The sequence below is a fragment of the Curtobacterium sp. MCLR17_034 genome (assembly GCF_003234485.1).
GTDB lineage: Bacteria > Actinomycetota > Actinomycetes > Actinomycetales > Microbacteriaceae > Curtobacterium > Curtobacterium flaccumfaciens.
Window position 1 is genome coordinate 35,508 of the sequence record NZ_QKTH01000005.1, and the last position, 24,410, is coordinate 59,917.

Sequence of the window (24,410 nt, forward strand, 5' to 3'; positions counted from 1 at the left end):
GCAGCTCCGACCTTCGGCGGATCCGCTCGTCCCGACGGCTCCCTAGGCTCGGGGCATGACCTCGACCACGCTCCCCGCCGTGCCGCTCGGGCAGCGTGTGTGGTCCCAGACCTGGCGTGTCGCCGTCGCGGCCCTGACCGGGCTGCTCACCGCGGGGCTCGTGTGGCCGACGATGGACACCCGTGGGTGGAGCGACCTGCACGTCGGCGCACTGATCCTCGGCGACCTGGGTGCCGGCCTGGCCGCCCTCGTCCTCCTGCCGTTCCGGCACCGGGCACCGCTGCTGATCACGGTCGTCATCGCTGCCCTCAGTTCGGTGTCGACGTTGGCGGTCGGAGCGGCCGCGATCGCCACGGTGTCGCTCGCCACCCGGCGCCGGGCCGTCGAGCTCGCCGCCGCCGGCGCGGTGCTGCTCGGTGCCACGGTGCTCTACGACGTCGTCCTGGCGCCCCCGGCCGACGACATGCCGCTCTGGCAGATCTTGGTCGCGGGCGTCGTCGGCATCGCCCTGCTCGTGGTCATCGGCATCGCGATCGGGCAGCGCCGGGCGCTCCTGCTGTCGCTGCGTGAGCGGGCCGCCCTGCTCGAACGCGACCAGCAGCTGCGCGAGGACCGTGCCCGCGAGCAGGAGCGCGCCCACATCGCCCGCGAGATGCACGACGTCCTGGGCCACCGGCTGTCCCTGGTCGCGCTGCACGCCGGTGCCCTCGAGTACCGCGGCCCGGGGCTCACCCCCGACGAGACCGCCGCGGCGGCCGGGGTCGTGCGGGCCGAGGCGCACTCCGCGCTCACCGACCTGCGCGACGTCCTCGGGGTGTTGCGCGACCCCGCGGCGACCGGCGGCGACGAGGTGACCGGCACCGCGCCTCCGCAGCCGACGCTCGTCGACCTGCCCGACCTGCTCGACCAGGCGCGTTCCGGCGGTGCGGCCGTCCGGGCGCGCGTCGACACCGACGGCACGGCGGTCCCGACCGCCGTCGGGCGACACGCCTACCGGATCGTGCAGGAGTCACTGACGAACGCCCGCAGGCACGCCCCCGGAGCGCCCGTCGACGTCGTCGTCGAGACCGTCCCCGGCCCGGCGATCCGGGTGGCGGTGTCGAACACGCTGACCGACGGACCTGCGCCCGCGGACGCCTCCGGGCACACGGCCGGGCACGGCCTGCGCGGGCTCGCCGAACGCGCCCGGCTCGTCGGCGGGAGCTTCCGCGCCGGCAGCGACGGACGTGTGCACGTGGTCGAGGCGGTGCTGCCGTGGACCCCGTGACCGCTCCCGTCCGCGTCGTCCTGGTCGACGACGACCAGCTCGTGCGCGTCGGGCTCCGCATGCTCCTCAGCGGCGACGACGGCCTGGTGGTCGTGGGCGAGGCGGGCGACGGGCTCGAAGCCGAGGGCGTCATCGCGTCGACCTCTCCCGACGTCGTGCTCATGGACATCCGGATGCCCCGGTGCGACGGACTCGTCGCCACCGAACGCGAACTGCGCCGACGACCCGACCTGGCCGTCCTGGTGCTGACGACCTTCGAGGGGGACGACCTCGTGCTCGGAGCGCTGCAGGCCGGCGCCCGCGGGTTCCTGCTGAAGGACACCCCGCCGCACGAACTCGTGCAGGCCGTGCGGACCGTCGCGGCCGGGCGCTCGATCCTGTCCCCGTCCGTGCTCGACCGGGTCATCGCGTTCGCGGCCGGATCCCGCTCGCGCCAGGCGGCCGGTGGTCCGGGCGGCGCACCGGCAGGGCCACCGGTCGATGCCGCTGCGGACGACACCGAGGCACGCCGGCTGCTCGCCCTGCTGACCGAGCGGGAGCGGGAGGTCGCACTCGCCGTGGCGAACGGGGCATCCAACGCGCAGATCGCCGCCGACCTGTACGTGGGCCTGGCCACCGTGAAGACGCACGTCGGGCACGTGTACGAGAAGTTCGGCGTCGAGAACCGGGTGCAGCTCGCACTCGTGGTGCACGCGGCCCGGCGGGCAGAGCCGAGCGCGTGACCGGGTGACCGGGGCGCCGGGTGACCAGTCCGCCGGGTAAACGGTCCGCCGGGTGCCCCGGTGCCCGGGTGACCGTCGGCTGAACGGTCGACGGTGCCCCCTCGGCAGGATGGACCGATGGCCGAGACGCACGTGAAGACGTTCACCACCGCGGACGAAGCGGCAGCCGAAGCCGCCGGACTCGCCTGGCTCACCGAGGCCGAGGACACCGGAGGCACCCGCATCGCCCGCGTGCTCGGGCGCCCGACCCCGACCGTGCTCGACCTCGAGCTGATCTCCGACGGCTCCCCCACCGCCGCCCAGGCCGAGCGGTTCGGCCGGTCCCTCGCGCACACGCACGCCGCCGGTGCCGGCCACTGGGGTGCACCGCCCGCCGGCTGGACCCGCGGTGCGGCGCTGCGGATGGGCCGCTCGCGCACCCCGTTCGTCACGGCCGAGCAGGCACCGGCGACCTGGGGCGAGTTCTTCGCCGAGTACCGCATCCGCGACTTCGTCCGCCGCATCGTCGACGCCGGCGGGTTCGACCACGCCGAGGCCGCCGTGTTCGAGCGGGTCGCCGCACGCGTGCAGGACGGCACGCTCGGGTCGCCCCAGCCCGCGCTCGTCGAAGACCGACCCGCACGCCTGCACGGTGACCTGTGGGCAGGCAACGTCCTCTGGCCGACGGACTCGTCCGAACCAACCGGCGCCGTGCTCATCGACCCGATCGCCCACGGCGGGCACGCGGAGACCGACCTGGCACTGCTCGGGCTGTTCGGGCTGCCCCGGCTCGAGACGGTGCTCGCCGCCTACGACCGGGAGTCACGGCTGGCCGACGGCTGGCAGGAGCGCGTCGAACTCCACCAGCTCGCGCCGCTGCTGCTGCACGTGTTCCTGTTCGGCGGCTCGTACTCCGGGGCCGCACTCCGAGCAGCGCAGCGGTACGCCTGACCCCTCGCACCGTGCGGCCTCGCTCACCCCGTGCGAGGTTGCCCGCCCCGGTGCCGTCGCCGCACCGTGCTGCCTCGCTCACCCCGTGCGGGGTTGCCCGCCCCGGTGCCGGCGCCGCACCGTGCGGCCTCGCTCAACCCGTGCGGGGTCGCCCGCCCCGTGCAGCGCTACAACCGCGCACCGAGCAGGCGACCCCGCACGGACCGAACAACAGCGCACCGTGCGCCGCGCCGCCGCCCGCCGGCCAACCGCGCACCGTGCGTCCTTAGCCCGCACATAGCCGGCGCAGTGCAGCAGTCGGGGAACGCCCCGGATGCTCATCGACATGACCACGTACCCGATACCCGTGACCGACCGACGCGACCCCGCGCGCAGTGCCGCGCGGGATCGGCGCCGCCCACCCCTCGCCCGGCTGTTCCTCGGCGAGCGCGACGACGCCCGCTGGCTCCGGCCGGCGTTCTGGGCGCTCCTGGCCGTGACCGCCGTGGTCTACCTGTGGGACCTCAGCGTCTCCGGGTACGCCAACAGCTTCTACGCCGCCGCCGTGCAGGCCGGCACGAAGTCGTGGGAGGCGTTCTTCTTCGGCTCCCTCGACTCGTCGAACTTCATCACGGTCGACAAACCACCCGCCTCGCTGTGGGTGATGGTGCTGTCGGCCCGACTGTTCGGCTTCTCGAGCTTCAGCCTGCTGCTCCCCCAGGCGCTGATGGCCGTCGGCTCCGTCGCCCTGGTCTGGGGCACGGTCCGCCGCACCCTGGCCCGACTCGGTGCCACCACCGCGAACGTCGGCGCGCTGCTCGCGGGCTTCGTCGTGGCAGCGACCCCAGCGGCGGCGCTGATGTTCCGCTTCGACAACCCGGACGCCCTGCTCGTCCTGCTGATGACCGCCGGGGCGTACTGCACGGTGCGGGCGCTGCCGAAGGGCAGCTGGAAGTGGATCGCGCTCGCCGGGGTCGCCCTCGGGTTCGCGTTCCTGACGAAGATGCTGCAGGGCCTGCTCGTCCTGCCCGCCTTCGGCCTCGTCTACCTGTTCGCCGCCCGCACCGGCTGGGGCCGACGGGTGATCGGTCTGCTCGTCTCCGCCGGTTCCCTCGTGGTGGCCGCGGGCTGGTGGGTCGTCGCCGTGTGGCTCTGGCCCGCCGAGTCCCGCCCCTACATCGGCGGCTCGACGAACAACACCGTGCTCGACCTGGTGTTCGGCTACAACGGCCTCGGCCGGATCTTCGGAGGCTCGGGCAACGGCGGCGGAGGCGGCGGCACGACCGGCGGCACCGCCGGAGGCTCGTTCGGCGGCTCGACGGGCCTGAACCGCCTGTTCTCGTCCGAGATGGGGCTCGAGATCTCGTGGCTCCTGCCCGCGGCGCTCATCGCCCTGGTCGTCGGGCTGGTCGTCGTCGGCCGTCGGCACCTGGCCGATCCCGCACGCGCCGGACTGGCCCTCTGGGGTGGCTGGCTCCTGGTCACCGGACTCGTGTTCTCGTACATGTCGGGCACGATCCACCCGTACTACACGGTCGCCCTCGCCCCGGCCATCGCCGGACTCGTCGGTACCGGCGGCGCCCTGCTCTGGCACGCACGAGCCCGCTTCGTCGGCCGCCTCGGCCTCGCTGCGATGATCGGTGTCACCGCGTTCTGGGGCTGGTGCCTGCTCAACGAGAACCCGACCTGGCTGCCGTGGCTGCGCTGGGTGATGCTCGCCGGCGGGCTGCTGTCCGCGGCACTGATCGTCATCGGCAGCGTGCCGTCGCTGCGCCGACTCGTCACGGTCGGCGTCCTCGCCGGCACCCTGTTCGGCCTGTCCGGCACCACCGCCTACGCCCTCGCCACGACGACCGTCGCGCACTCCGGTTCGATCCCGAGCGTCGGTCCGGCGGGCAGCAGCTCCGGTGGGATGGGCGGCGGCACCGGTGGCTTCCCGGGAGGCACGGGCGGACCGGGTGGGTCGACCTCCGGCTCCGACGACGGCGGCTCCGACAGCACGTCCGACTCCCAGCAGGGTCCCGGCGGGACCCCGCCGGAGGGCGCCTCCGGCGAGGCGCCGGAGATGCCGGACGGCACGTCCGGTACGGCACCGGGCAGTGGGCAGGACGGCACGGACGACGCGACCTCCGAGGGTGGGTCGGGGACGAGCCTCCAGGCCGGGGGTGGTGGCGAGGGTGCGTCGACCTCGTCCGCCCTGCAGGAGCTGCTCGAGGCATCCGACGCGAAGTGGGCGGCCGCGGTCAACGGATCGCAGTCGGCCGCGCAGCTCGAACTCGACACCGACACCGCCGTGATGGCGATCGGCGGCTGGTCGAGCGACCCGGCACCGACGCTCGCGCAGTTCAAGGCGTACGTCGCCGACGGCGACATCGGGTACTACGTGTCGTCCGGCTCCGGCGGCGGCATGGGCGGCGGCTCGTCGACCGCGTCGGCGATCCAGGAGTGGGTCGCGGCGAACTACGAGTCGACGACCGTCGGTGGCCAGACCGTCTACGACCTGAGCAGCACGGAGTGACCGGCGACGAGGGCGCGGTGGATAGGCTCCGGGACATGCCCGGCACCCCGCTGCAGCGCACCGACGGCTCCCCCGTCCGCGCCCTCGTCGTCGACGACGAGCACGCCCTGGCCGAGGCCGTCGCCCTGGCGTTCGCGGGCGACGGCTGGGCCGTGCGGTCGGTGCACCGCGGGCGCGACGTGCTGTTCGCGGCCCGGGAGTTCCAGCCCGACGTGATCGTGCTCGACGTGATGCTGCCGGACATCGACGGGTTCGAGGTGCTCGAACGGCTCCGCGACGCCCGCGACGGCGTGCGGGTGCTGTTCCTCACCGCACGCGACGCCCCCGAGGACCGGCTCGCCGGGCTGACCGGCGGCGGCGACGACTACCTGACCAAGCCCTTCGGCATCGAGGAGCTGCTCCTCCGTGCGCGGATCCTGGCGCGCACCTCGGCCCGGGTCGCTGCGGCCGGGGCGAGCGCCGAGGTCGTGGTCGGGGACCTCCGGCTCGACGAGGACGCCCGCTCGGTCAGCCGTGCCGGTGACCCGATCGAGTTCACGCCGACCGAGTACGAGCTGCTGCGGCACCTGGCCCGGAACGCCAACCGGGTGCTGTCCCGCGAGCAGCTGCTGGCCAGCGTCTGGGGCATGGACTTCGGCACGTCGTCGAACCTGGTGGACATGTACGTGTCGTACCTGCGGAAGAAGCTCGACGCCGGACGGGAGCCGATGCTGCAGACCGTCCGTGGGGCGGGGTACGTGCTCCGGCCGGCGACGTGAGCCGTTCCGCGCGCACCGGGCGTGTGCCGTCGTTGCGCTGGCGGATCGTGGCGGCCGTGGCTCTGCTGCTCGTGGCGACGAACGTCGTCGTGGGGGCGGTGACCGTCGTCGCGTTCCGGGGGTACCTGGTCGACCGGCTCGACGCGGAGCTGTCGACGGCGGCGATGCGGACCGTCGGCGGACGGGACGGGGCGGAACCTCCGCCGGGGGCGTCCGGGCCGCCGCCGGGGTCGTCGTCCTCGTCCTCGTCGTCGTCGTCGGACTCGGATGATCTGCCGGATCCCGACAACGCCTTCATCGGTGCGCCGGGGCAGTCAGCGGGCACGGTCATCGCCATCGTCCGCGACGGTGACGTGGTGCTCGGCGGCTACACCGACGGGGACGGTGACCAGCGCCGCCTGACCGCGGCGCAGCAGCGGACGCTCGCAGCGGTCCAGACCGGCGGCGACCCCGTGACGGTCGAACTCGGCGCGCTCGGGGACTACCGGGCGCAGGCGGTCAGCGACGACGGCGACGTGTTCGTCACCGCGCTCCCCCTCGGTGACCTCGACGCCGCGATCGCCCGGTTGCTGCTCGTCATCGGGGTCGTCATGGTGCTCGGGCTCGCCGTCGCCGCGTGGGCGCTCACGGTGCTCGTCCGTCGATCGCTCCGTCCGCTCGAACGCGTCGCCGCGGTGGCGTCCGGCGTGACCGCACTCGACCTGGAACGCGGAGACCCGGACATCCCCGTCCGCGTCTCCGACTCCGACCTGCGCGCGAACCGCGAGGTCGCGCAGGTCGGCAACGCGCTGAACCGGCTGCTGGGCCACGTCGCCCGGGCGCTCACCGTCCGTCGTGACGCCGAGGCCGGCATGCGGACGTTCGTCGCCGACGCCTCCCACGAGCTGCGGACCCCGATCGCCACCGTCCGGGCGTACGCCGAGCTGTCGGAGCGGACCTCGGACCTGGACGCCGTGCACCGCAACGTCGAACGGATCGGACGTGAGGCCGTCCGGATGGGCGACCTCGTCGACGAGCTGCTGCTGCTCGCACGGCTCGACGCCTCGGCCCTGGCGTCGGGGGCGCCGGCGTCGCAGGTCGTCCGCGAACCGGTCGACCTGACGTCGCTGGTGGTCGAGGCCACCATGGACGCCCGCGCGACGGCGCCGGACCACCGGTGGACGCTGCAGATCGTGGACGACCAGCCGGTGCTCGTGGCCGGTGACGAGGTGCAGCTCCGACGGGTGGTCACGAACCTGTTGACCAACGCCCGGACGCACACGCCGCCGGGGACTGCCGTCGTGGTGTCGTTGCAGTCGGTGGCCGCGTCGGCGTCGGCGTCTGCGTCTGCGTCTGCGTCTGCGTCTGCGTCTGCGTCTGCGTCGGACGGTGCCGTCGTCCGCTTCGTCGTGGCGAACGACGGGCCGCCGATCCCCGCCGAGTCCCTGCCGACCCTGTTCGACCGGTTCACCCGGGGTGAGGCCTCGCGCTCACGGGAGCACGGCACGAGCGGACTCGGGCTGGCGATCGTGCGGGCCGTGGTCGTGGCGCACGGCGGCGGGGTGCGGGTCGCGTCCGAGCCCGGGCGGACCGCGTTCACCGTGGACCTGCCGGCCTCGGGCGCTTCGTGAGCAGAAGACGTCGGGTGCCGCGACCGCACTCGACATCTCCTGCTCACCGAGTGCCGTCCGGGTCGCATACTGGTCGGAGAACGCCGGACGAGGAGGCCCCGTGACGAACGCGTACGACAAGCTCCCGGGCCGCCCGGACCCCGCCGACCTGGTGGTCGAGGTCCCGGCGTTCGAGGACGACCGCCCCCAGCCCGAACCCGCTCCGCCGGCCGCGGCGCCGGAGCTCGTGGCCGCGACCGAGTTCGCGCGCTCCTCGCACGCACCGCCCACGATCCGCCGGACGCAGATGCGGGCGGGCGCCTGGATCGCGGGCGTCCCGATCGCGGCGCTCGTGGTCGTCGCGATCGTGCAGATCCTGCTGCCCAGCTGACCGAGAGCGCCACTGATATGGAGAGTGGTACGCCGTGGGGACGCGGTGGTGACGACAGCGACGAACGGGTACCGAGAGGTCTTCGTCGATGAGTCGAAGGTCAAGGACTACCTCCTCGTCGCCGTCTGCCTCGAACGCTCATCGACACGGGCCGCACGGTCGGCACTCACCGGCCTCGTCCTGCGTGGGCAGTCGCGCCTGCACATGCGGAAGGAGAGCGAGGCCCGTCGCCGGCTGATCCTCAGCACGATGCGTCCTTGCCGGTGGAGGTCACGGTCTTCCGTGCCGTCAAGGACGGGCGATCTGACACGGCACGCCGCGCTGCGTGCCTCAGACGACTCGTCGCCGCCACCGCGGTGTCTCCGCGGATCAGCGTGTGCTTCGAGCGGGACGAGACACTCGTCCGCAAGGACCGACAGTGGATCGTCGAGGCGACGCGGGACTCGGGTGGCGCTCGCCTGGTCCACCGCCACGAGACGGCTGCACACGAGCCGCTCCTGGCCCTGCCGGACGCAGTGGAGGGGGCGTGGGCGAAGGGCGGCGACTGGCGACGTCGTTGCCCGACGGAGCTCACCGTGATCGACGCCTGAAACGCGCAGAACCCGAGCGCCCAACCGTCCGGATGGGTCTCGGGTCCACTTCTCGAAGCTCAACGCAACGAGCACGATCACGATCACGCTACCACCGTGCCATGTCACACGCCAGGACCGGCAGACGATGGCACGGCGATCGGGCGTCGTCCGGATCGTCAGACGATCGACCAACGTCGAGCCCGATCGCGTGCATCCGCGTCGGAGCGCACGCAGGCTGGGTCCTGTCCGAGCAAGACGACCCGAACGGGTCACCACTGCAGAGATGGGAAACACGATCATGAACTCGTTCAAGCGCAAGTCCGTGAAGCTCCTCGCCGGCACCGCCCTCGGTGGCGCCGTCATCGCCGGGGCGTTCGTCGCAGCCCCCGCGCAGGCCGCCGAGCCCGCGCCGCCCAGCACCTCGTCGTCCGTCGGCGGCAGCGTCAACGTCAACCTCGACCCGGTCGCGATCGTCAACGCGATCAAGGACGCGGTCAACGACCAGAGCGACCGCGGCGGTGCCGTCCAGGCGGCGCTCGACGTCGGCTACTGGAACGCCGGCAACCCCGACCGCCTCACCGTCGCGGTGGTCAACAAGAACCAGGACATCACCGTCGAGGGCGACGTCGCGGACGCCCAGTCGATCGACATCAAGGGTGGCAACTACGTCATCTACTGGTTCAAGGGACCCGGCAAGGTCACCAACAACGGTGACGGCGGCTGGCTGAACTGGGGTGTGTTCGGCAACATCGAGCGCATCGACAACGTCATCCACGTCAACGGCGGCTGACTCCCCCGTTCGTCGGCGACGCCCCCTGGGACCTCGGTCTCAGGGGGCGTCGCCATTCGACCGCGCCGCTTCGATCGCCGACGGCCGGTTGCGTGCAGCCAGCCTGAAGTCCCGCCGAGACCGGATCCAGCCCCGGACGAAGGCGACCGACACCAGCGCCGTCCGGTTCGGCGCGTTCCAGGACTTCATCAGCCGGCCGAGGTGCCAGGCAACGGCCTGTCGGCTGTAGGCGGTCTCCTTGGCGATGGCGTCGTTCGACAGACCACGGGCGGCGAGCGCCAGCATCCGTTCCTCGGTCTCGTCCAGGCCGGGCGCCGATGCCACCAGGTCGATGTCGTCGGTGCCGAGCGCTGTCGTCGCGTCCGCCGACGCCCCTCCGCGGTGCTGCGCCCAGGCCTCCGCCCAGCACGAGCCGAGTTCGTGCGCCACGAGTGATGCCCGGCTCATCGCGAGCATCGTCCGGCCGGCGTGGTCGATCGTCGTCGCGTGCTCGCGGGTGGCCGTGTGCATGACGAGGGCGAAGACACGGATCGCGGGCAGGGCGCCGCGGAGCACGACCGAGACGTCGACCTGCGGGTCGTCGGCGGTGGCGGCTGCGACCTCGCGGAGCCGCACCAGGCACTCCGGGTCGAGCGGCTCCCCACGCTCGACCGCGCGCAGTGCCGCGGGGAGCACGAGCGGGACGATCTGCTCGTACCGACGCCGGAGCCAGTCGTGCCCGTCGGGTCGGATGCCGTGCAACGGTGGCGCGAGCAGCAGCTCCGTGAACTCCGGGCACCGCTCGTCGAGCGCCAGCCCCAGCCGCTCCCCGGGGAGCAGCACGGCCGTCCGTCGTGCGTCGTCGCGCTCGGTCGTCATCGTGCGTCGAACGTATCCGGACAACAGGTGTCGTGTCCGCTGCGTTCACGTGGTGTTCGTTCTTACCCGGGCCACAGCGCCCTGCCTCGGCCCCCGTAGGCCCGCTGCCGAGCATGAGCGGCATGACGGAGACGAACCAGCCCCTCGACATCGACATCGTCGTCCCCTGCTACGACGAGCAGGACACGCTCGCCGCCCATGTGCGACGGCTCCACACGTTCTGCCGGACGTCGTTGCACCACTCGTGGCGGATCACGATCGCGGACAACGCCTCGACCGACGACACCGCCCGGATCGCCGACGACCTCGCCGCGATGCTCCCCGGCGTGCACGCGGTGCACCTGCCCGAGAAGGGCCGGGGCCGCGCGCTCAAGGAGGTCTGGGCGGCATCGCCGGCGGCCGTGCTCGTCTACCTGGACGAGGACCTGTCAACCGACCTCGCCGCGCTCGAACCCCTCGTGGCACCCCTGCTGTCGGGGCACTCGGACCTGGCGATCGGCACCCGGCTCGCCGGTTCGTCGCGCGTGGTGCGCGGCAGCAAGCGGGAGTTCATCTCGCGCTCGTACAACCTGCTGCTCCGGACGACGATGGGGGTGTCGTTCTCGGACGCGCAGTGCGGGTTCAAGGCGGTCACGAAGGCCGCCGCCGACCACCTGCTGCCGTTGTGCGAGGACGATGCGTGGTTCTTCGACACCGAACTGCTCGTGCTGGCCGAGCACGCGGGACTCCGCATCCACGAGGTCCCCGTCGACTGGGTCGACGACGTCAACTCCTCGGTGCACATCGCGTCGACCGCGACCGAGGACCTGAAGGGCATGTGGCGGGTGTCGAGGAACATCGCCACCGGGCGGGTGCCGATCAGCACGGTCTACGCGGCGATCGGTCGGCAGCCGTTCACCCCACCGAGCGTGGGGTTCCTGGGGCAGGTCGTGCGGTTCGGGGCGATCGGGGTGCTCTCGACCTTGGCGTTCGCTGCCCTGTACGCCCTGTTCCGGCCGGCGATCGGCGCCCAGACCGCGGACTTCCTCGCGCTGTTGGTCACGGCGATCGGCAACACCGCACTGAACCGGAGGTTCACGTTCGGGGTGCGGGGCCGTGCGGGAGCCGGTCGGCACCACGTGCAGGGTCTGGTCGTGTTCGGCATCGCCTGGGCCATCACGTCGGGGTCGCTCGTGGTTTTGCACGCGTCGGTGCCGGGAGCCTCGCACGGTGCGGAGATCGCGGTGCTGACGGCAGCCAACCTGGTGGCGACCGGCGTGCGGTTCGTGTTGTTCAAGGCGTGGGTGTTCCGTGGTCGCCGACGCCCGGAGCTCATCCGCCCCGGCACCACCCCGGCGGCCGACGCCAGCACGGCGGTCACCGAATCGATCGCGGCCCACGAGCGCACCGGCGACCGCGCTGCCTGACACCGTGCCGGGTCACCCACCCGGTGCAGGGTTGCAAGGCGCCCGCGGCACGCCGCACCGTGCGGCGTCGGCCATCCCGTGCCAGGTTGCACGCTCCGTGCAGCGCTACGAACTCGCACCGAGCGTGCAACCTCGCACCAGCCGAACAGACCCGCACGGTGCGACACCATCACACGCCCACCACCCGTGTTGCACGGTCGGTATACCAAGCCGTAGCATCGCCCTACCGCACCACCACCCCACAGGGCCCGACTGCCACCATCGGTCTGCCCGCGGCGAGCGCTCCATCGATGCAGCCCGCGCCGTCCGCTGCCGGCAACGCCCCACTGGACCCGCACGTGAACCCCACCTCTTTCGGTCTCTACGACCCTGCCCGCGAATCGAGCGATTGCGGCGTCGGTTTCATCACCCGTCTCGACGGGACGCCGAGCCACGACGTCATCCGCAAGGGCGACGAAGCGCTGTGCTCCATCCCGCACCGCGGCGGCAAGTCCGCCGAGGGTGTCGGTGACGGCGCAGGCGTCAGCATCGACCTGTCGGTGGAGTTCTTCAGCGCCATCACCGGCGAGCAGCTGCGCGCCGGGCACTTCGGCGTCGCGAACTGCTTCGTGCCGAGCAGCGACGGAGCGGACGGCACCGACGAGCGCGCCCGTGCCGAGCAGACCGTCACGGACGCCATCACGGCCGAGGGCTTCGAGCTGCTGCTGGTCCGTGACGTCCCGGTGGACCACTCGGTCGCGCGCCCCGAGGCCGAGCAGTACCAGCTGCCGATCGTGCAGTGGGTCTTCCGTGCTCCGTCCGACTGGGACCGCACCGAGGTCGACGCCGCCGCGAACCGCGCCCTGCTCGCCATCGAGGCGGTCTCCTACGCCCAGGCAGCCGCCGAGCGCGCCGAGCACGCCGCTCTGTACCCGCTGTCGCTCAGCGCCCGGACCCAGATCCTGAAGGGCCGGCTGAACTCCGGCGAGGTGATCGGGTACTTCACCGACCTGCGCGACCCCCGGCACTCGGTGCGGACGCTGTACTTCCACACCCGGTTCTCGACGAACACCGAGCCGCACCCGACGATGGCGCAGCCGTTCCGCCTGATGGCGCACAACGGCGAGCTGAACACCGACCGCAAGAACCGGCTGTCGGACGAGGCGCTCGCGCGGGCCCGCACCCGGAGCATCGTGCGTCCGCCCGGCCAGTCGGACTCGAGCCGACTCGACCAGACCCTGCAGAGCCGCGTGTTCGACGACGGGCTCGAGATCGTCGAGGCCGTGGTCTCGCTCATGCCGCCGGCGTGGGAGAACGACCGCACGCTGACGCCGGACGTCCGGGACATGCTCGAGTACTTCTCGCTGTACGAGGAGAAGAACGACGGCCCCGCCGCCGTGATCTTCAGCGACGGCGACGTCGTCGGCGCCCGCCTCGACCGCCTGGGCCTGCGCCCGCTGCGCACCGTCGAGACGGCCGAGTACCTGATGGTGTCGTCCGAGGCCGGCCAGGTCGAGTTCGACGCCGACGAGGTCGTGCACCGCGGCCGCATCGAGGCCGGCGGCATGCTCGTCGTCGACCACCGCACCGGCACCCGCATGCATACGGGCGAGGTGCTGCACATGCTCGCGGGCCGCCGTGACTACGGCACCCTGCTCGACGCCGCCCGCGTGAACCTGGACGACGTGCCCGCTCCGGACTACGAGCGCACGACGTCCACCCTGGGCTACGACGGCGACCTGTCGCTCGCGGGTCGGTACGTGGCGTACTCGCTGAACCAGGAGAGCTTCCGGTTCATGCTCGACCCGATGCTGCAGAACGGGTCGGAGCGCATCTCGGCGATGGGCTACGGCAACGCGATCAACGCCCTGAGCGACACCGAGGGCGGCATGGCGAAGTACTTCTCGCAGCGCTTCGCCCAGGTGACGAACCCGCCGCTCGACTCGATCCGCGAGGCCGACGGGATGTCGATGCGCGTCGCCCTCGGCCCGAAGCTGGACAGCACCGCGCCGGACGGCACGGGCACCACGGGGCGTCAGCTCGTCGTGCAGTCGCCGATCCTCGGGCACCTCGACATGGTGCGCCTGCGCGAGCAGGACATCGTGCCGCTCGAGCGCTTCGACATGCTCTACGTGCCGGTGCCCGCCGACGAGCAGGCCAACGCCGACGCGATGCGCGGCGCGCTGGACGCCCTGTGCGACGCAATCGAGGCGTTCGCGGCGCGCGGTGGCGGGATCGCGGTCGTGACCGACCGCGAGGTGTCGTCGACCCATGCGCCCCTCCCCGTGATCCTGGCCGTGGCCGCCGTCAACCAGCGGCTCATCGAGACCGGTCTGCGCCTGCGGGTGTCCGTCGTCGCGGAGAGCGGTCAGCTGCCATCGTCACACCACGTCGCGACCGCGCTGGGCTTCGGTGCCGCCGCTGTGTACAGCTTGAGCGCTCGGCTGCGTGCGGAGGAGAAGTACCCCGCCGCACCCGCACCCGCCGGCGAGCTGACCGCGACCGACCTGGCACTCAAGCAGTTCCGCAAGGCCGCCGAGAAGGCCCTGGCGAAGACCATGGGCCGCGTCGGCCTGTGCACCGCCGAGAGCTACATCGGTGGCGAGTTCTTCGAGCCGAACTACCTCGACACCGGCGATGACGTGCTCGCGCGGATCTTCCCGCACATGCAGGCACCGGTCGGCGGCGTCGGCTTCGCGCGCATCGCACAGGCGGCGACGGACTGGCACGAGCGTGCCCGCTCGGTGGCGTCCGAGGGCCAGGTCCCGCTGCTCGGGCTGTTCAAGGAACGCTCCGACGGTGCCGGCCACTCCTTCGGCGTCGCGAGCGTCCGCGGGTTCGGCGGCATGACCGAGGAGCGCCCGGCCTTCGAACGCTCCGGCGACTCCGACGCGCTGCGCCTGCTCACGCTCGGCCAGCTCGACGACTCGTTCGGCATCACCGACGCCGCGTACCGGAACACCGGGTACGACCGGCTGAGCGACGCCGAGATCGACGCGCACCGCATCACGCCGGGCTACGTCACGTTCCTGCAGACGACCCACGACGAGCGATCCCGCCGCCCCGCCGCGCTCCGCGACGTGCTCGCGCTGCCCGCCGACGTCACCGGCATCGACACGGCCGAGGACTTCGCCCGCGAGCTCGGCCGCTTCTCGACGAGCGGCAACGCCAGCGTCACCGTGCGCGGGCTCTCCGGCTCGCGTCCGTCGGACGACCAGGACCTGCCGGGAGGCACGGAGCGGTTCCGCCTGGAGCTCACGTCGACGGGGACCACGGGTGCACTGCGCCACGCGGCCCTGGCGGATGGCCTCGCGCTGCTCCACCCCGGACAGATCGACGTCGACGCCGTCGACGACACCGGGGTGACGCTCCGCGCCACCGGTGCGGCCGTCGCCCTGCTCGCGCTGCTGCAGAGCGCCCCGGCGAGCGTCGAGCTCGACGAGGTGCAGCCGGCCCACGAGATCACCCGGACCCTGGCGTCCGGTGCGATGAGCCACGGCGCGCTCGTCGCCACCGCCCACGAGGCCGTCGCACACGGCACGAACATGGTCGGCGGCATGTCGAACAGCGGTGAGGGCGGCGAGCACCACTCCCGCTACGGCACCATCCGCGGCTCCCGCATCAAGCAGTTCGCCTCGGGCCGGTTCGGCATCTGGGCCGGCTACCTCGCCGACCCCATGCTCGAGGAGCTCGAGATCAAGATCGGCCAGGGCGCGAAGCCCGGCGAGGGTGGCCAGCTGCCCGCACCCAAGGTCACGGTGGACATCGCCGCGGCCCGCGGTGGCACGCCCGGCGTCGAGCTGATCTCGCCGCCGCCGCACCACGACACCTACTCGATCGAGGACCTCGCGCAGCTCATCCACGACTGCAAGGCCGCCCGCGTCCGGGTGATCGTGAAGCTCGTCTCGTCCGAGGGCATCGGCACCATCGCGGTCGGCGTCGCGAAGGCCGGCGCCGACGTGATCAACGTCGCCGGCAACACCGGCGGCACGGGCGCTGCGGCCGTCACCAGCCTGAAGTACGCCGGCCGTTCCGCGGAGATCGGCGTCGCCGAGGTGCACCAGGCCCTGGTCGCGAACGGCCTGCGCCAGAAGGTCACGCTCCGCTGCTCGGGTGCGCACCAGACCGGCAGCGACGTCGTCACGAGCGCCCTGCTCGGCGGCGACAGCTTCGAGTTCGGCACGACCGCGCTCATGATGCTCGGCTGCGTGATGGCGAAGAACTGCAACGTGAAGTGCCCGGCGGGCCTGACCACGAACGCCGAGGCGTTCGAGGGCGACCCCCGCGCGCTCGCGCAGTACCTGCTCAACATCGCCCACGACGTGCGGCAGATCCTGGCCCGGCTCGGCCTGCGCTCCCTGCGCGAGGCCCGCGGCCGGACCGACCTGCTGCAGCTCCTGGACCACCCGGCGAGCGTCGGCCGGCTCGACGCCCGTGCCCTGCTCGCCCAGGTGCCCGAGAAGGTCGTCGCTGACCCGGAGTACCTGGAGAAGGACTTCCACACCGACGACGCCCTGCTCGAGCGCGTCCGCACCGCCCTCGTCGACCACGCGCAGGAGCACGTGCTCGTGCACGGCGTGCTGCTCGGCAACGCCGACAAGTCGGTCGGCGGCCAGCTCGGCATCGACCTCGAGCGTCTGCTCAACCACGAGCTCCGCGCCGAGGACGTGCAGGGGCTGCCCGCCGTGACGACGGACGACCGCGGACGCCGCCGACTGGTGGACGGCGCGGTCACGATCCGCACGCAGGGCTCGGCCGGGCAGTCCTACGGGGTCTTCAACAACGACGGCGTCGTGCTCGAGCACACCGGCACCGCGAACGACGGCGTCGGCAAGAGCCAGAGCGGCGGACGGATCATCGTCCGCGCGCCCGGTGGCGGCAGCGCCGAACAGGGCGGCAACGTGCTGGTCGGCAACTTCGCACTGTTCGGGGCCACCGGCGGCCGCACCTTCGTCGAAGGGGAGGCCGGCGACCGGTTCGCCGTCCGCAACTCCGGCGCGACCGCCGTGGTCGAGGGCCTCGGCGACTTCGGCTGCGAGTACATGACCGGCGGCGCCGTGTTCAACCTCGGTGCGTTCGGCAAGGGCCTCGGCAACGGCATGTCCGGCGGGTTCCTGTACCAGTACGACCCCTCCGGCCAGGTCGCCGAGCGTGCCAGCACGGACTCGCTCCTGGTGTTCCCGGTCACCGACACCGAGCGCGGTGCGTTCCACGAGGCTGCCGCCCGCCTGTTGCTCGAGTGGCACCTCGAGGCGACGGGTTCGGCCCTGGCCGAGCGGCTGCTCGCCGAGTGGGACACCGCCCGCGCGCACGTGTACGTCGGCATGCCGCGTGCCCTGCTGCTCACGCAGGACGCCGGCGAGATCCTCGCGGCGGCGACCCGGCCCGAGCTCCTCGACGAGCTCGCGACCTCCATCGCCACCGACAAGCTCCGCGCGTTCAAGCTCGACTACCGCGACCAGCGCACGGTGCTCGACGGCCGTGCCCCGGCGCTCGGCGACCAGGGCGAGGACATGTTCTCGCTGCTGTCGTCGTACACGGTGCTCGGGGTCGCCCAGGACGTCGCCCTCGAGCGCGTCCCGGGTGCGCTCGGCAGCGCCGACCCGCGAGTGGCCGAGGCCGTCAAGAACCTCGTGCTCACCGAGGACTTCTCCGTCAAGCAGCGCGTCGTGAAGTACCTGCGCGGCACGCTCGACCGGTTCGCCGACGACCAGCTCGCGACGCTCATCGCGATCAAGCGGCTCGACGACTACAAGCGCGCGCTCACGCAGCGGAACAACCGCAGCATGGACGCGCCGGGCACCACGGGGTGGATCATGCACCAGAACGCCAAGAACGACGGCCGCGTCCGCGAAGCCCGCTTCGACGAGCTGCTCGCTACCGCGGCGCTCGAGGACATCGCCCGCCGTGCACCGCAGGCGCCGACCGAGGCGGTGACCGCGTGAGCCTGCTCCCCCCGACCGGGTCGCTGATCCCCGTCGACGCACCGTTCTCGGCCGCCCAGGAGTCCTGGCTCGCCGGGTTCATCGCGGGCATCGCCGCCGCCGGCAAGAAGGTCGCGGCCAGCGCGCCCACGACGACGATCGACGTGCTCTTCGGCACCCAGACCGGCAACGCCGAGTTCCTGGCCGACGAGCTCGTCGCCGGCGCGAAGGCCCGCGGACTCGGCGGTCGTGCCAGTGCGCTCGACGCCGTCACCCCAGAGCAGCTCGCCGAGATGTCGCACGTGCTCGTCGTCACCTCGACCTACGGCGAGGGCGAGATGCCCGACAACGCCGGGCTGTTCTGGGACGCGATCCAGGCGAGCACCGTGCCGCGGCTCGAGGGGCTGCAGTACGCCGTCCTGGGCCTCGGCGACACGAGCTACGACGAGTTCTGCCAGGCCGGAAAGCTCCTCGACACCCGGTTCGAGCAGCTCGGCGCGACCCGGATCCACGACCGCGTCGACTGCGACGTCGACTTCGAGGACCCGGCCGCGCTGTGGACCGCGGCGGTCCTCGACCGCCTCGCCGCCGAGGCCGGCGCGACGGCTGCACCCGGCGCGACCACGGGCGGTGGTGCCGGCGACGGTGCCGCCGCGACCGGCGGGGCGGGCGCGAGCCGTGCCTCCCGGCCGGGGTCGCAGTGGAACAAGCGCAACCCGTACCCGTCACGCCTGGTCGAGAACCGGCTGCTCTCCTCGCCGCGCAGCGCGAAGGAGATCCGGCACTACGAGTTCGACCTCGGTGACTCGGGCATCGAGTACGCGGCCGGCGACGCCCTGGCGGTCGTGCCCGTGAACGACGAGGTCTTCGTGGCGGACATGCTCGAGCAGGTCGGCGCGAACGGCGGCGAGGCGTTCGACGGCCGGCCGATCACCGAGGTCCTGCGGACCGACCGTGAGATCCGGACGCCCTCGAAGGACCTCATCGCCGACCTGGTGCAGCGCGCGCCGTCGAGCGAGCTCGCGGCCGTCGTGGCGCACGGCGACAAGCACGAGCTGGACCGCTGGCTCTGGGGACGCGACGTCCTCGACCTGCTCCGCGACGCCGGACCGGCCGCCCCGGGACTCGACGAGCTGCTGCCGAACCTGCGGCCGCTGCAGGCGCGGCAGTACTCGATCTCGTCGAGCCCGCTGGCGCACCCGGACCGCATCCACCTGACCATCGCGTCGGTGCGCTACGGCAACCCGCACCGGATGTACGCGGGAGTCGCGTCGACGTTCCTGGCCGACCGGGTCGACCCGGACGGCACCGTCGACGTCTACCTGCAGCCGAACGCGTCGTTCGGGGTACCGGCGGACGAGTCGGCCCCGATGATCATGATCGGACCGGGCACCGGAGTCGCGCCGTTCCGCGGGTTCCTGCACGAGCGCGCGGTGTCCGGGGCGACGGGGCGCAACTGGCTGTTCTTCGGTGACCAGCACCGGGACACCGACTTCGTGTACCAGGACGAGCTCACCGAGCTGCAGCAACAGGGCGTGCTCGACCGCCTCGACCTGGCGTTCTCGCGCGACCAGGCCGAGAAGGTCTACGTGCAGACGCGGATGCTCGAGCGGTCGGCGGAGCTGTTCGCCTGGCTCGAGGACGGCGGCCACGTGTACGTCTGCGGCGACGCCTCACGCATGGCGAAGGACGTCGAGGCCGCGCTGCTCCAGGTCATCCGGACCGGACGCGGGCGCGGCGAGGACGACGCGCAGGCGTACCTGGCCGACATGCGCCGCGCGAAGCGGTACGTGCGCGACGTCTACTGAGCCGCGTGCAGATCTGATGAGTCCGCCCCGGCCACGGAACCCGAATCCGATGGCCGGGGCGGTCCCGGAGGAGCGCCGGTCGATGGGGGCGGACCGGCGGGCCCTGCAGCGTGACGCACGCATCACCGACGCGTGGCGTCGGTGACCCGAGCAGGGAGTCCCCTGATCCGGGACTCACGTCCCTCGCTCGTCTCGGTCACCGGTGGTTGGTCGGCACCGGACTCGCTGTGCGTCACGGGCTGTTCGGGTTCCCCTCCTGCCGCGGACACTGCCAGCACCGGCGCCCGAGCAGGCTGGTGCAGGGGGACGACAGCGAACCGCGGTACGGAAACCGTACGAGGTGCGGAGTTCGAGCGGAACCCGTTGACCCGGATCAGCCCGCTGTGCTACCGCGCCGGGATCAGCGCGCGGTGCTCCCGCTCGGTGTCCCCGAGGCGTCGTCCGCGTCGCCTGGTGCCACCGCCCGCGACCACGCCGAGTCGGCCGCCGTGCTGGTGTCCGCCGGCTCCGGCGTCAGCACGAGCCCCGATCCCGAGGTAGCCGAGGCGTAGAGGTCCTCGAGCCAGCTGCGGTTGATCGACGGCACCCGGCTGCCGGTGAACTTGAAGTGCAGGCTCACGTTGGGGTGCAGCCAGATCGTGCTGCGACCGTTGCCGTGGACGACGTCGTCCTTCCACGAGAACGCGAAGCGGTGGTCACGCCGGAGCATGTTGACGATGACGATCTGCAGGTGCGTGAGCGCGCGGTCGTCGATCCGCAGGTCGAGCGGTCGGCCGTCGTAGATGAGCTGCCCCATGGCTCCTTCTACTCCTGCGCTCCGGTGTGCGCGAGGCCGGACGCCCAGTTCGTGATGGTGCGGTCGAACCAGACCGCGTCGACGTTGCGCTCCCAGGCGTGCTCGGCCGGCTCGCTGACCGCCAGTGTCACGGTGCCGGGGTGGGCATCAGCGAACTCCTGACTGGCCGAGAACGGCACCGTGGTGTCGCCGGTGGAGTGGATGAGCAGGGTCGGTGGCAGCGGCCGGGGTGCGCGCAACCAGGACAGCGCGCGCACGTCGACCGGCGACCGCAGCCCCACCGTCCGGCAGAGGACCGGCGTCGCCATCGCCCCGAGGGCAGCACGCACCACGAAACCCGGCAGTCCCGCGCGGCGGGCCTGGGACCTGACGGTGACGGCCCAGTCCAGTGCCGGGGCGACGAGCACGATCCCAGCCAGGCGGTCGCGGTGCGCCGAGCGGGCGAGGAGCTCGTGCGTGATCGTCGCGCCCATCGACCACCCCACGATGACGAGCCGTTCGGCGCCGTTCGCGACGGCGTGGTCGAGCGCCACTTCGACGTCCGCCCACTCGCGGGCTCCGAGGTGTGAGGCCCGGCCCTCCCACGGCGCCTCGCCGTCGCCGCGGAACGACGGGACGATCGAGGTCCAGCCGAGTTCGAGCGCCGCGGGGACGGTCCGGAGCGCGGTGACCCGGGTCGTCCGGATCCCGTGGACGTGGACGGCCCAGGTGCGGGCGGCCACGGGGTCGGGGCGCCCAGCGCCGCCGGGCCCCGGCCGCACCACCCACGCGGGCGCCGGCCCCACCGGCGTCGGCAGCGACACCTCGGACCAGTCGACCTCCATCGCCGCCGGGTCCGGGTGCACGTGCCCGCTCCACCGCACCCGCGACGACACCGCGCCGGTCGTCCGCACCACGGCCCGGCGCACGAACCCGGCGGCTTCGTCGACCTCGAGCACCGGCCCGACGGTGGTGTGCCCCGGGCCGTCGTGCCACAGCCCGTACTCCCCCGGCCGCACGGTGTCGTCGGTGATCGGCAGGCGGACGGAGTCCGCGTCGGACTCGAGCACGGGCGTCCACCGGTCGCCACCGGGCAGCACGATCCTGCCGACGACCTTCCGCAGGACGACCAGGACCACCAGGCCGACCAGGCACACCGCCACCAGCACCACGAGCGCTCCGAGCACCCACCACACGATCGTCACGCCGTCATCCTCCGAGGCTCCGGGTCAGGGTCCGTTCCGCCGACCGCACCTGCGCGAGTTCGGCGTCGTCGAGGGTCCGGCCCTGCACCTCGGCGTCGCGGATCGCGATGACCAGGTCGTAGGTCCGGGCCTGCGGGTCCCCCGGCCGCTCGACCGCCCGCACCGCGTGCCGACGGGCGATGCGCCGCAGGCGCCGGTGGTGCCCGCGGTGTCGCAGGTCACGGCCCCACCGCCGGAACGTCAGCGAGGCCATCGCCACGACGATGAGCACGATGCCGAGGTAGAACGGCGGGTCGAAGGCCAGGCGCAGGCCGTCCCGCACCCCGGCCGGGAAGAGCCCGAAGTGGTCGGCGGTGAGCGAGGCGACCTCGTCGACGCTCGCCACGACGACCAGGGCGAGCCCGACGCGGAACACCACGAGCGCCACCGGGTTCTGCAGCACGCCACGGCGCAGGGTCGTCGCGGCGATCAGTCCCACGCCCACCATGTACACCGTCCCGTAGAGCCACATCGGGGTCTGCTCGATCTCGCGCACGATGAAGTGGAAGTCGGTCCCGCCGCGCTCCTCGACCAGCAGGAACGGCACCGTGAACGCCACGACCACGACGAGCAGCGCCGCCGGCCTGGCGAGCACCGGGCGCTCCGGCAGGTCGTCGGTGCTCGCGCGCAGCATCAGCCAGAACGCAACGGTCGCGCAGACGTTCTGCACCAGGTTGATGAGGTTCGAACCGCCCAGGGCTCCGTCGAGCACCGGCTGCGGCACGACGCTGCCGAGGGTCAGGAGCCCGAGCGCCCCGACGCCGGTGGCGCCCCAGGCCGCCCGACCACGGGGGTTCCGCAGCACGTACGGCGTGCGGGCGAGGAAGATCAGCGCCGCGAACCAGAAGGCCGCGGCGTGCAGGACGGCCATCAGCCGTAGGCCCGCTCGTCCGCGCCCGTGGCCCCGGCGAGCAGGACCGTCGCGAGTTCGTAGGCGAACCGTTCGGCGAAGTGCTCGTCGTCGTCGGAGATGCTCACGAGCCCGGAGTCGGCGTCGAGCGCGCGACGGCAGAAGTGGCCCCCGGCGGCGAACTCGGCGACCGACGACGGGGTGGGGGTGCCGACGTCGCCGTGCACCAGGTGCCCGAGCTCGTGCAGCACGCAGTGCATGCGGTAGAGCGGCGGCGCGTCGGCCGGTACGAGCACCAGGTTCTCGTGCTCGAACTGCGACACGAGCGCGGTGAGCGGACCCCAGCTCGGGCCGTCGACGTCGACGACGCGCGTGGGCTTGCCGACCATCCGACCGACGCAGGTCACCACGTCGGACAGCTGTGGCGCACGGGGCAGGGTGGCGACGAGGGCACGGACGGCACCGGACGCACCCAGCTGCTCCGCCATCGCCCCTCCGATCTCCGCGGCAAGACTACCGGCAGGTCCCCCTTGTGGACGAGACCGGCCGGACGTAACCTACAACCAAATGGTTGTACGAATCGAACTGTCCGACGCCGAGGTCGACCGGGTGTTCCACGCACTGGCCGACGCGACCCGTCGCGACATCGTCCGGCGCACGCTCGTCGGGTCGTCGTCCGTGAGCGAGCTCGCGGACGCCTACTCGATGTCGTTCGCCGCCGTCCAGAAGCACGTCGCCGTCCTCGAAGGAGCCGGACTCGTGAGCAAGGAGGCCCGCGGCCGCACCCGCATCGTGCGCGCCGAGCCGGAGCAGCTCGACCGGATCCGTGCGCTCCTCGACGCCTACGGCCGCCTCTGGCACACCCGGATGGACCGCCTCGGCGACGTGCTCGACGGCGACGCGTCCGGACACCCAGCACCAGACGACACCCGACGACACCAGGAGCGATGATGCCCACCACGTCCGTCCACACCGATCCCGACACCCTCTCGATGACCCTCGTCGCCGAGTTCCCCGTCCCCGTCGAACGCCTCTGGGCCGCCTTCGCCGACCCACGCCAGCTCGAGCGGTTCTGGGGACCGCCCGGGTTCCCCGCGACCTTCACGACGTTCGACCTGCGCCCCGGCGGCCGGGCCGACTACCGGATGACGTCTCCGCAGGGCGAGCGGTTCCACGCCGTGTGGCAGGTCACCGAGGTCGACGAGCACCGTCGCATCGTCTTCCGCGACCTGTTCACCGACCCGGAGGGCACGGTCGACGAGTCGCTCCCCACCAGCGAGACCGTGTTGTCGTTCGGGCCGGCGGACGACGGCTCGCGGGTCACCGTGGTGTCCTCGTTCGCCTCGAGCGCCGACCTCGACGCGATGCTCGAGATGGGCATGCTCGAGGGCTACCAGCAGGCCTTCGGCCAGCTCGACCGGGTGCTCGCCGACCTGCGCGAGTGGGCCCTCGGTGCGGGCACCGAGACCGAGGTCCTCGACGACACCCACGTCCGGATCACCCGGGCGTTCGCGGCGCCACGGCACCTGCTCTGGCGCGCGCACACCGAGCCCGACCTGGTGCGCCGGTGGCTGCTCGGCCCCGACGGGTGGGAGATGACGGTGTACGAGAACGACCTGACCCCGGGCGGCGCGTTCCGGCAGGCCTGGGCGCCGACGGGTGACACCGAGGGCGAACCCTTCGGGTTCGAGGGCGAGAACCTCGTCGTCGAACCCGAACGCCGGATGGTGTCGACCGAGCGCATGACCGGGGCGCCCTTCCCACCGAACACGAACGACCTGCAGTTCGACGAGGACGACGGCGTCACGCTCATGACGCTGCTCATCACCTACCCGGACCGGGAACAGCGGGACATGATCCTCGCGACCGGCATGACGGAGGGCATGGAGGCCAGCTACCAGCGGCTGGAACGCGAGGTCCTGTCCGCAGCGTGACCAGCAGACGGACGGGAGGCCCGTGGCGACGCCGCCACGGGCCTCCCGTCCGTCCCGAGCAAGCGACAGATCCCGGCGCACGATCCGGGTCCGGTCCCCGAGAGCGACAGATCCCC

The 24,410-nt window shown here is 72.5% G+C and carries 19 protein-coding genes; 14 read left to right on the top strand and 5 right to left on the bottom strand.

The window, feature by feature from the left end; all coding sequences use genetic code 11:
- The first annotated feature begins 55 nt into the window (after positions 1-55).
- The 9 genes from DEI98_RS07315 to DEI98_RS07355 all read left to right on the top strand — a co-directional run bounded on the left by DEI98_RS07315 (position 56) and on the right by DEI98_RS07355 (position 9,516).
- The gene (locus DEI98_RS07315; protein ID WP_111100357.1) at positions 56-1,267 is read left to right on the top strand and encodes a sensor histidine kinase; all 1,212 of its coding nucleotides are present in this window, start codon (positions 56-58) and stop codon (positions 1,265-1,267) included.
- Positions 1,255-1,989 carry a response regulator transcription factor gene (locus tag DEI98_RS07320; protein ID WP_111100358.1) on the top strand — a complete coding sequence of 245 codons (735 nt, stop codon included), beginning with the start codon at positions 1,255-1,257 and terminating at the stop codon, positions 1,987-1,989. The genes DEI98_RS07315 and DEI98_RS07320 overlap by 13 nt, the downstream gene beginning before the upstream one ends.
- A gap of 117 nt (positions 1,990-2,106) precedes the next feature.
- Positions 2,107-2,919 carry a fructosamine kinase family protein gene (locus DEI98_RS07325; RefSeq protein ID WP_111100359.1) on the top strand — a complete coding sequence of 271 codons (813 nt, stop codon included), beginning with the start codon at positions 2,107-2,109 and terminating at the stop codon, positions 2,917-2,919.
- Positions 2,920-3,244: 325 nt separating this feature from the next.
- On the top strand, positions 3,245-5,416 hold the full coding sequence (locus DEI98_RS07330; RefSeq protein ID WP_258370765.1) for a glycosyltransferase family 39 protein: 2,172 nt from the start codon (positions 3,245-3,247) through the stop codon (positions 5,414-5,416).
- 35 nt (positions 5,417-5,451) lie between these two features.
- Positions 5,452-6,174, top strand: coding sequence for a response regulator transcription factor (locus DEI98_RS07335; protein ID WP_111100360.1), 723 nt, complete (start codon positions 5,452-5,454; stop codon positions 6,172-6,174).
- 56 nt (positions 6,175-6,230) lie between these two features.
- Positions 6,231-7,784, top strand: a complete 1,554-nt coding sequence (locus tag DEI98_RS07340; protein WP_146243460.1) for a cell wall metabolism sensor histidine kinase WalK — start codon at positions 6,231-6,233, stop codon at positions 7,782-7,784.
- Between the two features lie 100 nt (positions 7,785-7,884).
- Positions 7,885-8,154 (top strand): hypothetical protein, encoded by a 270-nt coding sequence (locus DEI98_RS07345; RefSeq protein ID WP_111100362.1) that lies wholly within the window; start codon positions 7,885-7,887, stop codon positions 8,152-8,154.
- A 257-nt stretch (positions 8,155-8,411) separates the two neighbouring features.
- Positions 8,412-8,744, top strand: coding sequence for a hypothetical protein (locus DEI98_RS07350; protein ID WP_146243461.1), 333 nt, complete (start codon positions 8,412-8,414; stop codon positions 8,742-8,744).
- A 265-nt stretch (positions 8,745-9,009) separates the two neighbouring features.
- Positions 9,010-9,516: a hypothetical protein gene (locus DEI98_RS07355; RefSeq protein ID WP_245165815.1), complete on the top strand. Its 507-nt coding sequence runs from the start codon at positions 9,010-9,012 to the stop codon at positions 9,514-9,516.
- 39 nt (positions 9,517-9,555) lie between these two features.
- Here DEI98_RS07355 and DEI98_RS07360 read toward each other — a convergent pair whose 3' ends face one another.
- A complete protein-coding gene (locus tag DEI98_RS07360) occupies positions 9,556-10,374 on the bottom strand; it encodes a helix-turn-helix transcriptional regulator (protein WP_111100364.1) in 819 nt (272 codons plus the stop codon).
- A 113-nt stretch (positions 10,375-10,487) separates the two neighbouring features.
- Here DEI98_RS07360 and DEI98_RS07365 point away from each other — a divergent pair, with 113 nt between their 5' ends.
- From DEI98_RS07365 to DEI98_RS07375, 3 genes are all read left to right on the top strand, one after another.
- Positions 10,488-11,780, top strand: a complete 1,293-nt coding sequence (locus tag DEI98_RS07365; protein WP_111100365.1) for a bifunctional glycosyltransferase family 2/GtrA family protein — start codon at positions 10,488-10,490, stop codon at positions 11,778-11,780.
- A gap of 338 nt (positions 11,781-12,118) precedes the next feature.
- Positions 12,119-17,704, top strand: coding sequence for a glutamate synthase-related protein (locus DEI98_RS07370; RefSeq protein WP_111100366.1), 5,586 nt, complete (start codon positions 12,119-12,121; stop codon positions 17,702-17,704).
- Entirely contained in the window at positions 17,701-19,491 is a 1,791-nt protein-coding gene (locus DEI98_RS07375; RefSeq protein ID WP_111100367.1) for a sulfite reductase subunit alpha, read from the top strand. The genes DEI98_RS07370 and DEI98_RS07375 overlap by 4 nt, the downstream gene beginning before the upstream one ends.
- 400 nt (positions 19,492-19,891) lie before the next feature.
- Here DEI98_RS07375 and DEI98_RS07380 read toward each other — a convergent pair whose 3' ends face one another.
- Genes DEI98_RS07380 through DEI98_RS07395 form a run of 4 tightly spaced genes read right to left on the bottom strand, consistent with a single transcriptional unit; the run spans position 19,892 to position 22,848 of the window.
- Positions 19,892-20,287 carry an ATP-dependent DNA ligase gene (locus tag DEI98_RS07380; RefSeq protein ID WP_071247046.1) on the bottom strand — a complete coding sequence of 132 codons (396 nt, stop codon included), beginning with the start codon at positions 20,285-20,287 and terminating at the stop codon, positions 19,892-19,894.
- Between the two features lie 8 nt (positions 20,288-20,295).
- Positions 20,296-21,471 carry a S9 family peptidase gene (locus DEI98_RS07385; RefSeq protein ID WP_111100368.1) on the bottom strand — a complete coding sequence of 392 codons (1,176 nt, stop codon included), beginning with the start codon at positions 21,469-21,471 and terminating at the stop codon, positions 20,296-20,298.
- A 4-nt stretch (positions 21,472-21,475) separates the two neighbouring features.
- Positions 21,476-22,381, bottom strand: coding sequence for a hypothetical protein (locus DEI98_RS07390; RefSeq protein WP_111100369.1), 906 nt, complete (start codon positions 22,379-22,381; stop codon positions 21,476-21,478).
- Positions 22,381-22,848, bottom strand: a complete 468-nt coding sequence (locus DEI98_RS07395) for a hypothetical protein (RefSeq protein WP_111100370.1) — start codon at positions 22,846-22,848, stop codon at positions 22,381-22,383. The genes DEI98_RS07390 and DEI98_RS07395 overlap by 1 nt, the downstream gene beginning before the upstream one ends.
- A 79-nt stretch (positions 22,849-22,927) precedes the next feature.
- Between DEI98_RS07395 and DEI98_RS07400 the strand changes: the two genes are divergently transcribed.
- Entirely contained in the window at positions 22,928-23,311 is a 384-nt protein-coding gene (locus DEI98_RS07400) for a helix-turn-helix transcriptional regulator (RefSeq protein WP_111100371.1), read from the top strand.
- On the top strand, positions 23,311-24,294 hold the full coding sequence (locus DEI98_RS07405; protein WP_111100461.1) for an SRPBCC family protein: 984 nt from the start codon (positions 23,311-23,313) through the stop codon (positions 24,292-24,294). The genes DEI98_RS07400 and DEI98_RS07405 overlap by 1 nt, the downstream gene beginning before the upstream one ends.
- Positions 24,295-24,410: the final 116 nt, after the last annotated feature.

What these genes read in the sequence shown, in the direction of transcription:
- DEI98_RS07335 (WP_111100360.1), top strand. Translation starts at nt 5,452, where the DNA reads ATGCCCGGCACCCCGCTGCAGCGCACCGACGGCTCCCCCGTCCGCGCC.
- DEI98_RS07405 (WP_111100461.1), top strand. Translation starts at nt 23,311, where the DNA reads ATGCCCACCACGTCCGTCCACACCGATCCCGACACCCTCTCGATGACC.
- DEI98_RS07355 (WP_245165815.1), top strand. Translation starts at nt 9,010, where the DNA reads ATGGGAAACACGATCATGAACTCGTTCAAGCGCAAGTCCGTGAAGCTC.
- DEI98_RS07400 (WP_111100371.1), top strand. Translation starts at nt 22,928, where the DNA reads ATGGTTGTACGAATCGAACTGTCCGACGCCGAGGTCGACCGGGTGTTC.
- DEI98_RS07390 (WP_111100369.1), bottom strand. Translation starts at nt 22,381, where the DNA reads ATGGCCGTCCTGCACGCCGCGGCCTTCTGGTTCGCGGCGCTGATCTTC.
- DEI98_RS07325 (WP_111100359.1), top strand. Translation starts at nt 2,107, where the DNA reads ATGGCCGAGACGCACGTGAAGACGTTCACCACCGCGGACGAAGCGGCA.
- DEI98_RS07365 (WP_111100365.1), top strand. Translation starts at nt 10,488, where the DNA reads ATGAGCGGCATGACGGAGACGAACCAGCCCCTCGACATCGACATCGTC.
- DEI98_RS07315 (WP_111100357.1), top strand. Translation starts at nt 56, where the DNA reads ATGACCTCGACCACGCTCCCCGCCGTGCCGCTCGGGCAGCGTGTGTGG.
- DEI98_RS07395 (WP_111100370.1), bottom strand. Translation starts at nt 22,848, where the DNA reads ATGGCGGAGCAGCTGGGTGCGTCCGGTGCCGTCCGTGCCCTCGTCGCC.
- DEI98_RS07330 (WP_258370765.1), top strand. Translation starts at nt 3,245, where the DNA reads ATGACCACGTACCCGATACCCGTGACCGACCGACGCGACCCCGCGCGC.
- DEI98_RS07380 (WP_071247046.1), bottom strand. Translation starts at nt 20,287, where the DNA reads ATGGGGCAGCTCATCTACGACGGCCGACCGCTCGACCTGCGGATCGAC.
- DEI98_RS07360 (WP_111100364.1), bottom strand. Translation starts at nt 10,374, where the DNA reads ATGACGACCGAGCGCGACGACGCACGACGGACGGCCGTGCTGCTCCCC.